This is a genomic window from Pseudomonas simiae (assembly GCF_900111895.1).
In the GTDB taxonomy this organism is placed as follows: domain Bacteria; phylum Pseudomonadota; class Gammaproteobacteria; order Pseudomonadales; family Pseudomonadaceae; genus Aquipseudomonas; species Aquipseudomonas simiae.
Genome location: NZ_FOKB01000005.1, coordinates 365,063 through 378,896, shown reverse-complemented (window position 1 = coordinate 378,896; position 13,834 = coordinate 365,063). Strand labels below are relative to the sequence as shown.

12 protein-coding genes and 1 tRNA gene are annotated in these 13,834 nt (G+C 58.9%); 9 read left to right on the top strand and 4 right to left on the bottom strand.

The window, feature by feature from the left end; all coding sequences use genetic code 11:
* Positions 1 to 89: 89 nt before the first annotated feature.
* Positions 90 to 1,085, bottom strand: a complete 996-nt coding sequence (locus BMZ57_RS18480; RefSeq protein ID WP_069673016.1) for an aldo/keto reductase — start codon at positions 1,083 to 1,085, stop codon at positions 90 to 92.
* A 117-nt stretch (positions 1,086 to 1,202) separates the two neighbouring features.
* Between BMZ57_RS18480 and BMZ57_RS18475 the strand changes: the two genes are divergently transcribed.
* Positions 1,203 to 2,114 (top strand): LysR family transcriptional regulator, encoded by a 912-nt coding sequence (locus BMZ57_RS18475; RefSeq protein WP_042572296.1) that lies wholly within the window; start codon positions 1,203 to 1,205, stop codon positions 2,112 to 2,114.
* On the opposite strand, the gene BMZ57_RS18470 is transcribed toward BMZ57_RS18475, so the two are convergent.
* Positions 2,111 to 3,016: an AraC family transcriptional regulator gene (locus BMZ57_RS18470; protein WP_069673017.1), complete on the bottom strand. Its 906-nt coding sequence runs from the start codon at positions 3,014 to 3,016 to the stop codon at positions 2,111 to 2,113. The two genes, BMZ57_RS18475 and BMZ57_RS18470, sit on opposite strands and share 4 nt — an antisense overlap.
* 102 nt (positions 3,017 to 3,118) lie before the next feature.
* Between BMZ57_RS18470 and BMZ57_RS18465 the strand changes: the two genes are divergently transcribed.
* The 6 genes from BMZ57_RS18465 (at position 3,119) to BMZ57_RS18440 (ending at position 7,819) form a co-directional block, all read left to right on the top strand.
* On the top strand, positions 3,119 to 3,679 hold the full coding sequence (locus BMZ57_RS18465) for a carboxymuconolactone decarboxylase family protein (protein ID WP_069673018.1): 561 nt from the start codon (positions 3,119 to 3,121) through the stop codon (positions 3,677 to 3,679).
* Between the two features lie 34 nt (positions 3,680 to 3,713).
* The gene (locus BMZ57_RS18460; RefSeq protein ID WP_069673019.1) at positions 3,714 to 4,775 is read left to right on the top strand and encodes an acyl-CoA dehydrogenase family protein; all 1,062 of its coding nucleotides are present in this window, start codon (positions 3,714 to 3,716) and stop codon (positions 4,773 to 4,775) included.
* Entirely contained in the window at positions 4,772 to 5,575 is an 804-nt protein-coding gene (locus BMZ57_RS18455; protein WP_069673020.1) for an ABC transporter ATP-binding protein, read from the top strand. Before BMZ57_RS18460 ends, BMZ57_RS18455 begins: the two co-directional genes overlap by 4 nt.
* Positions 5,562 to 6,761 carry an ABC transporter substrate-binding protein gene (locus tag BMZ57_RS18450; RefSeq protein WP_044287244.1) on the top strand — a complete coding sequence of 400 codons (1,200 nt, stop codon included), beginning with the start codon at positions 5,562 to 5,564 and terminating at the stop codon, positions 6,759 to 6,761. The genes BMZ57_RS18455 and BMZ57_RS18450 overlap by 14 nt, the downstream gene beginning before the upstream one ends.
* On the top strand, positions 6,758 to 7,519 hold the full coding sequence (locus BMZ57_RS18445; protein ID WP_010210249.1) for an ABC transporter permease: 762 nt from the start codon (positions 6,758 to 6,760) through the stop codon (positions 7,517 to 7,519). The genes BMZ57_RS18450 and BMZ57_RS18445 overlap by 4 nt, the downstream gene beginning before the upstream one ends.
* Before the next feature lie 111 nt (positions 7,520 to 7,630).
* Positions 7,631 to 7,819, top strand: coding sequence for a hypothetical protein (locus BMZ57_RS18440; RefSeq protein WP_010210250.1), 189 nt, complete (start codon positions 7,631 to 7,633; stop codon positions 7,817 to 7,819).
* Between the two features lie 6 nt (positions 7,820 to 7,825).
* On the opposite strand, the gene BMZ57_RS18435 is transcribed toward BMZ57_RS18440, so the two are convergent.
* Positions 7,826 to 8,206: a hypothetical protein gene (locus BMZ57_RS18435; protein WP_010210251.1), complete on the bottom strand. Its 381-nt coding sequence runs from the start codon at positions 8,204 to 8,206 to the stop codon at positions 7,826 to 7,828.
* A 237-nt stretch (positions 8,207 to 8,443) separates the two neighbouring features.
* Between BMZ57_RS18435 and pvdQ the strand changes: the two genes are divergently transcribed.
* On the top strand, positions 8,444 to 10,729 hold the full coding sequence (pvdQ, locus tag BMZ57_RS18430) for a bifunctional acylase PvdQ (protein WP_069673021.1): 2,286 nt from the start codon (positions 8,444 to 8,446) through the stop codon (positions 10,727 to 10,729).
* Between the two features lie 212 nt (positions 10,730 to 10,941).
* Positions 10,942 to 11,015 (top strand) — tRNA-Cys (locus BMZ57_RS18425).
* A gap of 348 nt (positions 11,016 to 11,363) precedes the next feature.
* Here BMZ57_RS18425 and BMZ57_RS18420 read toward each other — a convergent pair.
* Complete coding sequence (locus tag BMZ57_RS18420) at positions 11,364 to 13,802, bottom strand: AAA family ATPase (protein WP_010210254.1); 2,439 nt, start codon at positions 13,800 to 13,802, stop codon at positions 11,364 to 11,366.
* Positions 13,803 to 13,834 lie beyond the last annotated feature (32 nt).

Here is a 13,834-nt window from a genome sequence, read left to right as displayed (position 1 = left end):
GAGCTTCGTAGGGCTATCGGCCTGGGTGGAAAGAGCTTGAGGTACGATCGTGCAAGAAAAGCGAGCGCCTGTTGAGGGCGCTCCTTCGTTCAGATATCCAGCATGGCCATCACCGCTTCCGGGTAGCGCAGGCCGGCGGTCGCTTCAACGGGGAAGATCGCCTCCAGCGTTGCCAATTCGGCCGGGCTGAGGCTGATCGCGAGGGCTGCCACATTCTCTTCCAGATACTTACGCTGCTTGGTGCCGGGAGTCGGAATGATGAAGTCACCCTGGGCCAATACCCAGGCCAGCGCGAGTTGCCCGGCGCTCACACCTTTGTCGGCTGCCAAGGCCTGTACCTGCTTCACCAACTGCAGGTTTCTGCCGAAGTTTTCGCCCTGGAAGCGCGGGCTGAAGCGACGGTAGTCATCGGCGCCGAAGTCGTCCGGGCTTTGCAGTGCGCCGGTCAGAAAACCACGGCCCAGCGGGCTGTAGGGCACAAACGCAATGCCTAAGCGTTGGCAGGCGGCGAGGCAGCCGTTGTGTTCCTGGTCGCGGCTCCACAGCGAATACTCGCTTTGCAGGGCGCTGATCGGGTGCACCTTGTGGGCGCGCTCCAGGGTGGCGGCCGAGGCTTCGCTCAAGCCCAGGTAGCGCACTTTGCCCTGTTGCACCAGCTCGGCCATGGCACCAACGGTTTCTTCGATAGCAACCTGTGGGTCGATACGGTGTTGGTAGTACAAATCCAGCGTCTCCACACCGAGCCGCTGCAGGGTGCCGTTGATGGCTTCGCGGATGTACTCCGGCCGGCCATCCACGCCACGCGCTGCCGGGTGTGCCGGGTCGCGCACGATGCCGAACTTGCTGGCCAGGAACACTTGGTCACGCTTGCCGGCGATGGCTTTGCCGATTAATTGTTCATTGGTGTGAGGGCCGTACATATCGGCGGTATCGAGAAAGCTGACGCCCAGTTCCAAGGCGCGGTGCAGCGTTGCAGTGGCTTCCCGCGTGTCGCTGCCGGGGGTATAGAAATCGCTCATGCCCATGCAGCCGAGGCCGATGGCGGAGACGAGGGGACCGTTGTTACCGAGTTGGCGAGTGTGCATGGGGGAACTCCTTGTTGAGAAGGCCTGCATTGTCACGCTGGACAAAATCGGGATAAACCGGCTAAAAGCGCTAACACTGTTCGTAATTTCTAAATAATCAGCTCAAGGAGCCGGCGTTTGGACCGTTTCAACGCGATGCGCGTGTTCACCCGGATCGTCGAACTGCGTGGCTTTGCCAAGGCTGCCGACAGCCTGCAACTGCCCCGCGCCTCGGTGACGGTGCTGATCAAGCAATTGGAGGCGCACCTTGGCGTACAGCTGTTGCAACGCACCACGCGGCAGGTCAGCCCTACACTGGATGGGGCCGCGTATTACCAGCGCTGCGTGCAATTGCTGTCGGACCTTGAGGAAACTGAAGCGGTGTTTTCCACCAGCCGCCAGAGTCCACGTGGGACTTTGAGCGTGGATATGCCCTCGGGCATCGGCCGTTTGATCGTGATCCCGGCATTGCCGGACTTCACCGCGCGGTATCCGCAGATCGAGTTGGAGATTGGCCTCAATGACCGCCCCGTGGACCTGATCCGCGAGGGTGTGGACTGCGTGCTGCGCGGTGGCCTGGCCCTGGATGAATCGCTGGTGGCGCGGCCTCTGGCAATGATGGATCAACTGACCCTGGCAAGTCCCTGCTACCTGCAGCGCAGGGGTGTTCCCACGTCTTTTGAAGACCTGGCCAACCATCAGATGGTCGAGTACGTCTCCAGCGCCAGTGGCAAACGGTTTGGCCTGGAGTTCGAGGTGGGTGGCGAATGGCAGACCGTCAACCTGCCAAAGGGCCTGGCGGTGAACAGTTCCGATGGCTACTTCGCGGCCTGCGAGGCTGGGTTCGGCTTGATCCAGGCGCCGCATTATCACGCCATGCGCCAACTGGCCGCGGGGACGTTAGTGGAGGTGTTGCCACGGTTGGCGGTACCGAAAATGGCGCTCTCGGCCCTCTACCCGCCGCATCGTCAACTGTCCCTGCGCGTACGGGTGTTCGTGGACTGGCTGGTCGAACTCTGCGCCACGCCCGGCACCGGGTTGCGGCGCTAAGCCTGTGCCTTGCGATAAGCGCCAGGCTGTTGCCCAGTCACTTTGTGAAACGCCCGGGTAAACGCCGCCACCGACTGATAACCCACCGCCACTGCAACATCCGCCACCGTCTGGTTCTGCTTGAACAACTGGCAGGCATGGCGCATGCGCATCATCAACAGCACCTGCCCCGGCGATTGTCCGCACAGTTCATTGAAGCGCTTGAAAAACGCCGAGCGCGACAACCCGGTGCAGGCGGCCATGCTTTCCAGGGTCCAGGCATCGGCCGGGCGGGCGATCAACTGTTCCAGCAGGTCGGCAAACGCCGGCTGCCGCGCCAGCGCGGCCAGGCCACCCAGTGCGCTGTTGTCCAGCACCTGTTGCCGCAGGACGTACAGAAACAGCAGGTGGCAAAGCCGTTCAAGCAACGCGGAAGAGGGCGCAGGCAAGCGCTCGCATTCTTGCAGGATCAGTTCGAACAGGTTGCGCGCGGCGGTCAGAGAGGGATCGCCCGCACGCAAGATGATCCACGCGGGCAGGGTGTCGACGATCATCGCTGACAAACCGGACTGGAAGTGAAAAAAACCACACACCAGGCCGACGCCATCGTTGGCGGCGCTGTCCAGGGGCACCATTGGCACGCGGGGACATTCCTGCGCGCCCGCCGCCGTGGGTTCGCCGGAGAGGCGATATTCCAAGTCGCGCAACAGGAACACCGCATCGCCGTTGTCCAGCCGATGGGCTGTGGTGTCGCCGTCGATATGCAGCCAGCACCGGCCCTGTACGATCAGGTGGAAACTCGCGCTCGCCAGGCCATGGGTGCTCGCATGCCAATCGCCGCAGTAGCGACCCACATGGAACAGGCTGGTGTCGAGTTCAAGGCTGTCTAATAACCAATCGACAAGTGCACTGGACGAATTCATCTAAGGGAAAGACTCAAGAGCAAGTAATCGCTACTTTAGACTATTGAGGCGATTTTTTATAACCAACAGACTTAGTACACGAACCCATCAGGAGACACCTCCATGTCCCGTGTACCCTTGCTCACCCTTGAAACTGCGCCTGAAGCGGCCAAGCCTTTTCTGGAAAATGCACTTAAGGGCTCCGGCTTCATTCCTAATTTGCTTGCGGTGTTGGCCAATGCCCCGGCTGCATTGGAAACCTACATTACCGTTTCCGGCTTGAACGCCAAGGCCGAATTGAGCCTGGCCGATCGCGAAGTGGTGCAACTGATTGCCGCCACCACCCACGGCTGCGATTTCTGCGTGGCCGGCCACACTGCGGTGGCGCGTAACAAAGCCAGACTGCCTGAAGAGGTCATCGACGCCCTGCGCCAGCGCGGCGAACTGCCCAACGCCCGCTATGAGACACTCGCCGCGTTCACCCGTGAAGTGATCGCCACCCGTGGCGATGTCAGTGACGCAGGCTTCGAAGCGTTCCGCGCCGCCGGTTACACCGAAGGCCAGGCCCTGGAGGTTATCCTGGGTGTGAGCCTGGCCACCCTGTGCAACTTCGCTAACGTGTTTGCGCGTACCCCGTTGAACCCGGAGCTGGCGCAATACCGTTGGGAAAAACCGGCAAGCTGAAGTGGGTCCACCTGCTGCAAAAGGAGAAACAGGAATGCTTGACCCAATCTTGAGCCGTTGGCTCGATGTCCAGGCGCAAGCCTTGGACGTGGGCAGTTGCGATCCACAGGAAGTGCTGCCACGGCTGGCAGAGGCCAACGTATTGCGTATCGGCGTGCCGACTCAACTGGGCGGCCTGGGCGGCGATGTGACGGGGGCGGTGGAAGCCATTGCCAACGTTGCCAGTCATTCCCTGGCGGCGGCATTCGTGTGCTGGGGCCAGCGCTCGTTTATCGAATATTTGCTCCACAGTCCGAATGCGCGGCTGCGTGAACAGCTGCTGCCGGATTTGCTCAGCGGCAAGCTGGCGGGGGCGACGGGGCTATCCAACGCGATGAAGTTCTTGTCGGGCATCGAGACCTTGCAGATCAGCGCCGAACCGTCCAACGATGGCTGGACCCTCAACGGCCGCCTGCATTGGGTGACCAACCTGCGCAGGAGCGGTTTTGTCGCGGCGGCCGCCGTCGAGCTGGCGGAGGGTGGCGCGCCGTTTATCCTGGCGATCCCTGACTCGGTGGCGGGCTTGCAGCGTTCTGGCGACCTGGATCTGCTCGGCTTGCAGTCAAGCAACACGGCCGCACTGGATCTGGAAGGCGTGGAGCTGAGCCGCGACTGGTTGCTGCATGAAGACGCACGCAAATTCCTGCCAGCGGTGCGTCCGGCGTTTCTGGGCTTGCAGTGCGGGATGTCCATCGGATTGACGCGCCGTTCCCTGGCGGAAGTCGCCAACCATTTGGGCGCGACTCGCACGGTGCTTCGCGAAGAGCTGGAAACCCTGCGCGCGACCCTGGATCAGTTGGTCAGCGATTTGAAAAGCGGTCTGCTCGCCGGACGTTTTGCCGCCGAACCGGTGCCGTTGTTCAAGCTGCGCATCGCCCTGGCGGAGACCGCCGCCAGCGCCGTGCAATTGGAGTTGCAAGCCAGCGGCGGCAAGGCCTACCTCACGGCGCACGGCAGTGGTTTTGCGCGGCGGTGGCGCGAGTCGGCGTTTGTGCCGATCGTGACCCCAAGCCTGGTGCAATTGCGTACTGAGCTGCAGCGTCAGGCCAACCTATGACACATGCCGTATTAAGCGCCCAGGGGATTTGCCTGGGGTATGCCAGTGGGCCGGTGTTGCAGGGCTTTGACCTGCACTTGCAGCCAGGCGAAGTGGTGTCGATCCTCGGCCCCAGCGGTGTGGGCAAGTCCAGCCTGTTGCGGGTACTTGCCGGTCTGCAGGCACCCCAGGGCGGCAGTGTGCGCGTGTTGGGCGAGCCCTTGAATGGCCCTCATCCGCGCGTAACGGTAGCGTTCCAGGACCCGAGCCTGCTGCCCTGGCTGAACCTGGAAAAGAACGTCGCCTTCGGCCTGGATTTCGCCCGTCAGCCGCATCTGGATCATGACGAGCGCCGCCGCCGAATCGACCATGCCATCGCGGCTGTCGGCCTGGAACACGCGCGCCAGCAGTTCCCGGCGCAACTGTCCGGCGGCATGGCCCAACGCACTGCATTGGCCCGTTGCCTGGCGCGCCAGCCCCAGGTGCTGTTGCTGGATGAGCCCTTTGGCGCCCTGGATGAAGTGACCCGCGCCGACATGCAGCATCTGTTGCTCAAGGTCAACCGCGAGCAAGGCTCGGCGGCCGTGCTGATCACCCATGACATTGACGAAGCGCTGCTGCTGTCCGATCGCATCCTGTTACTGGGTAACCGCCCGGCGCGGACGTTAGGCGAGTGGCTGATCGACCTGCCGCAACCACGGGAAGAACAGGTGGAGGCCATTGGCGCGCTGCGTATCGACATCCTTAAAACCTTACGGCAGGCGAGCCGCCCTCAATCCAACCCCCTTGATCTGCTGGAGCCTGTCCATGTGCCTGGATGACCTGACTCACTCGCGCCGCGATTTTCTCAAACTCTCCGCCGTGCTCAGCGCAGCCGGCGCCTTACCGCTGCTCAGCAGCTTGCAAGCCCGCGCAGCCAGTGAGCCGGACGCGCCGGTACGCATCGGCTACCTGCCGATCACCGACGCCACGCCGCTGTTGGTGGCGCACAACAACGGCCTGTTCGAAGCCGAGGGCATCAAGGCCGAGCGCCCGGTGCTGCTGCGCAGTTGGGCGCAGGTGATCGAGGCGTTCATCTCGGGCCAGGTCAATGTGATTCACCTGCTGTCGCCGATGACCGTGTGGGCGCGCTACGGCAGCAAGGTTCCGGCCAAGGTCGTGGCGTGGAACCATGTGGGTGGTTCAGGTTTGACCGTGGCGCCGGGCATTACCGACGTGAAACAACTGGGCGGCAAATCGGTGGCGATTCCGTTCTGGTATTCGATCCATAACGTGGTGGTGCAGCAGCTGTTCCGCGACAACGGCCTCACGCCCGTGGCGCGGGCGGCGGGCAGTGTGATTGCGGCCAATGAGGTCAACCTGATTGTGTTGCCGCCTTCGGACATGCCACCGGCCCTGGCCAGCCAGCGTATCGACGGCTATATCGTCGCCGAGCCGTTTAATGCCCTGGCGGAAAACCTCAAGGTCGGCCGTGTGCAGCGCTTTACCGGCGATGTGTGGCGCAACCATGCGTGCTGCGTGGTGTTCATGCACGAACACGACTTGGCCAATCGTCCGCAGTGGTCGCAGAAAGTCGTGAACGCCATCGTCAAGGCGCAGGTCTGGACCCGCGACAACCGCGAAGAGGCGGTGAAGCTGCTGTCCAAGGACGGCCCGAACCGCTACACCCCGCATGCCGAGCCGGTATTGAGCAAGGTGCTGGCGCCGGCCGCCGGCGACCGCGCAGCTTACCTGGCCGACGGTGCTATCCAGCACGGGAATTGGGATGAACACCGCATCGATTTCCAACCTTACCCATTCCCCAGCTACACCGAGGAGCTGGTACGTCGCCTGAAGGACACGCTGATCGAGGGCGACAAGAAATTCCTCGCCGACCTGGACCCGGCATTCGTCGCCAAGGACTTGGTGGACGACCGCTTCGTGCGTAACGCTATCGAGGCTGTGGGCGGCATGAAGACCTTTGGTTTGCCGGACGGCTACGAGCGGCATGAGGAGATCGGCGCTTGAACAACCGTGAACTCCCGGGCTGGTTGCTCGGGCTGAGTGGCCTGGCGGGGTTGTTGTTGCTCTGGTGGCTGGGGGTGAAGGTGTTTGGCGCGACTGACGGGTTGTCTGCGCGTTTTTCCGTGGCCGCGACCTTCACGAGCTTGTGGGAATTGCTGGGGCGCGGTGAGCTGTATCTGCACATAGCGGTGAGCCTCAAGCGTATCTTCGTCGGGCTGTTCCTGGCGTTGCTGGTGGGTGTTCCGCTGGGGTTGGTGGTCGGCAGTTCGCGCAAGCTGGAAGCGGCGACCACGCCGGCCTTTCAATTCCTGCGCATGATTTCGCCGCTGTCATGGATGCCCATCGTGGTGATGCTGATGGGGGTAGGGGACCAGCCGATCTATTTCCTGCTGGCGTTTGCCGCCGTCTGGCCGATCATGCTCAACACCGCTGCCGGCGTGCGCCAGTTGGACCCGCGTTGGCTGCAACTGAGCAGCAGCTTGAGTGCGACGCGCTGGGAAACCTTGCGCCGGGTGATCATTCCCGGTGTGGTCGGGCACGTGCTGACCGGCGTACGCCTGGCCATCGGCATTTTGTGGATCGTGCTGGTGCCCTGCGAAATGCTTGGGGTCAGTGCCGGGCTGGGCTATTACATTCTCGATACCCGTGATCGGCTGGCTTACTCGGAGCTGATGGCGATGGTGTTGCTGATCGGGCTGTTGGGTTTTGCGCTGGATGCCTTGGCGCGCTGGCTGCACCAGCGTTGGGTGCACACTGGCTGATTGCCCGAGCCAAAGTTTTTCATCGCCTGTAACATGAGCGCCTGTCGGACCTGTTTACCCTGGGGTGCAGGGCAGGTTCGGCGCTTCATTTTTCAGGTTCAGGAACCCGTCATGACACAAAAGCAACGTTTGAAATATTCGATTCTGATTGCCCTGGCCGTATTGGCGACGATGTTTGGCCTGTCCTATTTGCAGAACACCGGGGTCATCAGTGAGAAGACGTTCCAGACTATCGCCATTGCCGTTGCAGTGGTCGTGGTGGTGATCAACGGCATCATGCGCCGCAAGGTCAAGCTCTAAAGGGGGTCAGGCCCGGCCTTCGAGCACCTTGGCAGCCTCTTCATGGAGCGTGTAGGTTTTATCCGCATTGAGGGTGATCACGCCCTCGCTGCACAGGCGCTTGAGCACCTCGCGCACGCTGAGAAACGACAATGGGATGCCCAGCTCAAGCAGATGGCTGTGCACACCGCGTACCCCAAGGGTGCGCTGGTTGTCGGCGGCGGTGAGCAGGGCGTCGATGACCTTCAGCCGGATCAGGCTGGTGCGCAAGCCAAAACACTTGAGCAGGTGGCGGATACGCTGGTTGCCTTGCTGTTCGGGCGATTTGTCGAATGCTTGTGCGCCGTTGCCAAAACGGGTCTCGGCAGCCGGTGAATGTCCATCCGTGGGCACTTGCGGGTTATACATGCAAAAACTCCTTATCAGAGCCTGATCAGGAAAAAATGAGCGCTCTTGGTTAATAAGACGAACGAGCGAGCAAAATCATGAAGTCCCGAATGTAGAAATTTTGTCGGTATCGGTTTTGTCACATTCGCGCCGCCTTAAATAAACGCCCCCTCGCGCTAAATTATCCCCGCTGGTTTGCGTTCTTACGGTGGGGTTATTACCCCTTGTGAGACGGTTAAATCTGACGGTGGAGTCTGCGTGATTATTTCCAATGGGTTGTCCAGGGTAGGTATGGTCGGAGTGTTGCTGGGGTTGAGCCTGGCTGCTTCGGCGCGGGAACAGGTGACGCAAGCCTCGGCGGATATCCGTCGCACCAGTTACGGCGTGCCGCATATCCGCGCCAACGATGAGCGTGGCCTGGGCTTCGGCATTGGCTACGCCTACGCCCAGGACAACCTGTGCCTGCTGGCCAATGAAGTGGTCACGGTAAATGGCGAGCGCGCCATGTTCTTCGGCGCCGAGCAGGTGACCCTCGAAGCGCGCAACAACCTGGCCAGTGACGTCTTCTTCACGTGGCTGAATACGCCGGAATCGGTCGCCGCGTTCTGGAAGGCGCAGAGCCCGCAGATCCAGCAGCGCATCGAAGGTTACGTGGCCGGCTACAACCGCTACCTGAAAGAGCAGGGCGCTCCGGCACAGTGCCAGGCCGCGTGGGTGCGGCCACTGGTGCCTGAAGACTTGGTCAAGCTGACCCGTAGGCTATTGGTGGAAGGTGGTGTCGGCCAATTCGCTGAAGCCCTGGTCGGCGCGACGCCGCCCCAAACCACCACCGGTGTAGCGACCAACGCCCAGGCCTTTGAACTGGCCGTCGCCAATCAGCAACGCTTCGCCTTCGATCGCGGCAGTAACGCCGTGGCGGTGGGCCGTGATCGCTCGTTCAATGGACGCGGCATGCTGCTGGCCAACCCGCACTTCCCGTGGGTGGGCGGCATGCGCTTTTATGAAATGCACCTGACCATCCCCGGCCAACTGGATGTTATGGGCGCCGCGCTGCCGGGTTTGCCGGTGATCAATATCGGCTTCAATCAGCATGTGGCGTGGACCCACACCGTGGACACGTCCAAACACTTCACCTTGTATCGACTGACCCTGGACCCGAAGGATTCCACGCGCTATATGCTCGATGGCAAATCCGTTGCCATGGATAAAACCACGGTGACGGTGCAGGTCAAACAAGCTGATGGCAGCCTCAAGGGGCAGTCGCACACCGTCTATAGCTCGCAATTCGGCCCGGTGGTGCAATGGCCGGGCAAACTCGACTGGGACAACCGCTACGCCTTCAGCCTGCGTGACGCCAACCTCGGCAACGACCGCGTGCTGCAACAGTGGTACGCGATGAACCGCGCCGGCAGCCTCGACCAATTGAAAACCTCGGTTCACACCCTGCAAGGCATACCATGGGTCAACACCGTGGCCGCCGACGACCAGGGCCAGAGCCTGTACATGAACCAGTCGGTGGTGCCCAACGTCAGCGCGGCCAAGCTCGCGCAATGCAGCGACCCACGTGCCGGCCTGCAGATGATCATGCTCGACGGCGCCCACAGCGCCTGCGCCTGGGACGTCGACCCGCGCGCCGCGCAGGCCGGCATCTTCCCGGCCGACCAACTGCCGCAGCTGCAACGCACCGACTTCGTGCAGCACTCCAACGACTCGGCCTGGCTGGCCAACCCCAAGGCGCCGCTCACCGGGTTCTCCCCAGTGATCAGCCAGGACCACATCGGCCTCGGCCCGCGTGCGCGTTTTGCCCTGCAGCGCCTGCAGTCCCTGGATAAACCGATCAGCGTCACCGACCTGCAAAACATGGTGATGGACAACGAGGTGTACCTGGCCGGCCAAGTCATGCCGGACCTGCTCGCCTTCTGCGCCACACACCTCGATGCCGACGCCACCACCCTGCAGCCCTTGTGCGCCCGCCTGAAAAGCTGGGACCAACGCGCCAACCTCGACAGCGGCATCGGCCTGGTGCACTTCATTAACCTGGTGGAGCATCTGCAGCAGATCCCCGACGCCTGGCGTGTCGCCTTCGACCCGGCTCAGCCCCTCACCACCCCACGCGGCCTCGCCATCGACCGCACGGATGTCGCCAAAGCCCTGCGCGAAGCCATGCTGGCGTCCACCGCCGACGTCGCCAAACTCGGCCTGACTGCCAACAGCACTTGGGGCGACCTCCAAGTCTCCGGCCAAACCCCGATCCACGGCGGGCCGCAGGAACTGGGGATCTACAACGCCATGCAAACCGTACCCCGCGACGACGGCAAGCGCGAAGTCGTCAGCGGCACCAGCTACCTGCAAATCGTCACCTTCGACGACCAGGGGCCCCATGCCCAAGGCGTACTCGCGTTCTCCGAGTCGAGCAACCCAGCGTCCAAACACGCCAAGGACCAGACCCAAGCCTTTTCCCAGAAAAAACTCAGCCCGCTGCCCTTCACCGAAGCCCAAATCAAGGCCGACCCGCAGTACCAACACCTGCACATCAAAGAGTAGGGCAGCCACGCAACCCCTTGATGCCAATACGAAATATTTTTGAAATCAAGGGGTTGCACGCATTGGCAAATACGTACATAATGGCGCCCATCGAACGCATCGAAGCATTAAAAACTTCAATGTATTCAATGAGTTAGAGTAGAGGCAGGGCTTTACCGTCCACTCAAGTTTTTACGCGGTGAGTGTCAGCAGTCAGGACATTGATCGTTTGAGGCCGAGTAGCAAAATGGTTATGCAGCGGATTGCAAATCCGCCTACGCCGGTTCGATTCCGACCTCGGCCTCCACTCTTAGAAACCCCGTAGATTAACGTCTACGGGGTTTTTTATTGGCTGCGATTTGGGCATCGCTTCCGCAATTTTTCGGATCGCTTCCGTAGCCCTACCTTTTTGTCGGGAAATCTGAGACGCGCTATCGGTATGCCTCTCCTCGATTGGACGTGGGATTGTGCTTGAGACTAAAGAACCTGAGCGTCCACTAACGGCCAGAAGCGGACGTTCACCAAGGCTCTATTTTGAGATTTAGAGGCGCCTACAGAGCCGGGGATAACTCATATAGATATGGCGATTATCAGACCGAGGCAGAAGCTCTTGAACCGGCGTACCACCAAGCACGCCAGCTCATGATCAAGCGACTCAGAATGGGATATCAGTATCCGAACCATCGGCCCCAGCTGAGAATGGCTTAGGAGACTGCGCTACAATGGGGATCACCAAGGACGCAGCAGTGCGCAATGGCTCGACAGCGCCTACGTTACCAGACTCCCCGGAAACAACGATAAGTGCATCCTCCCCAACTGCAGTGCCGCCAGTAATTCCGAACAACTTCTCATCTTCTGGCTCATCCTCTACAGGATCTAAATCAACAAAGTCTCGTCCCATCATCATTTTATAATGAGGCATATGTTCCATAGCCTTAAAGACCTTGAAGAAGATCTTCATATAGCTGTGTGCCATACCATCGCTTATTGCCACGTATAGATCATCTGGCGAATAGTGGGATCCGTCGTTAACCCAACTAATTAATGATTGACACTGAACCTTCTCCTGGCCTTCGAACTTGTCGATGATGATATGCGTATCTATGTTTCCTAAAATTTTGAAGTAGTTCTCCAAAATCCTACGCATGGTATTTTGAATGGTAAGCGCCGGCAATGGTTTTTTCGTCAACTCTGCCCATAGCAACTGATAGGACGTCTTAATCGGATTGTTCTCAAAGCCTTCAATCTTCGAGAAATGATCGGGCTTGCGTACTACCCAAAACGTCTCATCCTTAATAGAAGCATCTCCAGCCCTCTGGGGGTTAAAGGTAATTTCTTTATGAAAGTGGACGTTATGGGTCAGGACAAAGACCTGTTTTAGGTTGTTCCCCTTCTGGCGAACCTCGTGAAAGAGCTTTTTGATCAAGCTGCTCACGATGAACAACACATCGCTATCCAAGCTTGAAACCGGGTCATCAATGACGACTATTCGATCAGTACTGATACCTGAGGTCGAGATACTTCCCCTAAGCAAATGATAGAAGTACAGGAAAGTAACGAAGGTCTTTTCGCCTTCGCTGAGCGTTGCTTTAGCATCAGTTCCATCGCTTCTGATCAGGCGATATGAATTATCGGCACACGCAGGATCTAGGGAGAAGCTCCGAAACCCAAAGTCTTTCAGGATTTTATTGATCGCAATGACAGTAGGTCTCACACTTGTCAGCAAAGTTTCAATCTTTGCAATTTCTGCGTCAACTGTGGATATATCTACCGTTGCCTTATCAACGCTTGCAGTGATGCCATCAATTGCTTTGCCCACGCGACCCACATCTTTAGTGTAATCAGCAAGAGTGTCCTTAAGCTCAACATCCAGAAGATACCGCCACACCGCATCTGTTAACTTATGCTGCTCAACGGAGAACCCGGAAACAAGACGATTATGTTCAGATACCTTGAGGTTAGCTGAATTGATCAGCTCAGAAACTCTAAGCGGAATTTCTGCAAGACCTTCCAACTCCACGTCAATACTAGGGCTAGCCACCTTGTGTTCGATGCGTTGCCTGTTCAGCAACATGATTGCATTCAGGGCCTGCAATTCAAGATCAAGTTTCTCTTTATCTAGATGCGAACAATCCGTGGCCAGGACTGATTGAGCCTGGGCTAACAGACCATCTGCTATTGCGTTATAAGTATCCCGAAACTGCGAAAGAGCTCTAGTTTCAGCTTCGAATGTTTCGTCGAAATAATCCTCAAGGCTTTTTTCGAACTCATGCGGCAATTTCTGTTGACAGAAAGGACAGTCATCGTCGGTATGGCCCAAGTACTTCATACCTTGTCTAATCCAGTCACTGTTCCCCAAGTGCTGGATCATCGCAGATACATTGACATCTTCTTTGCCGACGATTTTCTTACCTAGGACAGGGTTTTGCTCAAGCGCGACCAAGCGAGACAGGTCAAGATCGGAGACAGCATTCATGGGTAATGGTGCGTCACCATAAAGTACGTTTGCGCGTTTGCGCAGGTCTTCGATATCAACCAACGGGGAGGTGTTGCTTTTGCTCTCCTGCAGAACCCTATTTTTGAAGGCCTCCCTGTTATTTCTTAGGCCTTTAAAAGCCCCGTGAAACTCATCATCGTGCTTCTGCTTTTGTTCCCAACACCGTCCTACCAGTTTTTCTTCCAGGGCATTTTTTTCGGCGATCTTCCCGCTCTTACCGTCTGGACCATTCAGGTTTTCTTGCGCTCTGGTTTTGAATAGCGCGTGGCGGTCTCTTTCCTTCTTGAGCTCTTCCAGGTGATCAAGTTGCGACTGCTCGGCCTGGCCCAGCGTGAACACACCTTTGAACTGCTTCGAGTCAGTGAAATTCGAAGCGATGAAATCGTTGTTGTAGACCATTGCCGGAATCGGATCGCCCTTCGCCCACGTGACCCTGGAGGTAGCTGATAGCGCTGGGTTGTTTATCAGCCTGCTGATCGTTGTCTTGCCTGCTCCGTTTGCACCGTAGAAGTAGTTCACAGCCTTCAGGTTTTGAATCGTTTCGGAGGTTACAGGGCTGTAGGTTGCTATGCCGGAAAGGGTGATCGATTCAATCATGTCTCGCATCCGTGGAGAGGAAACGTTAGGGA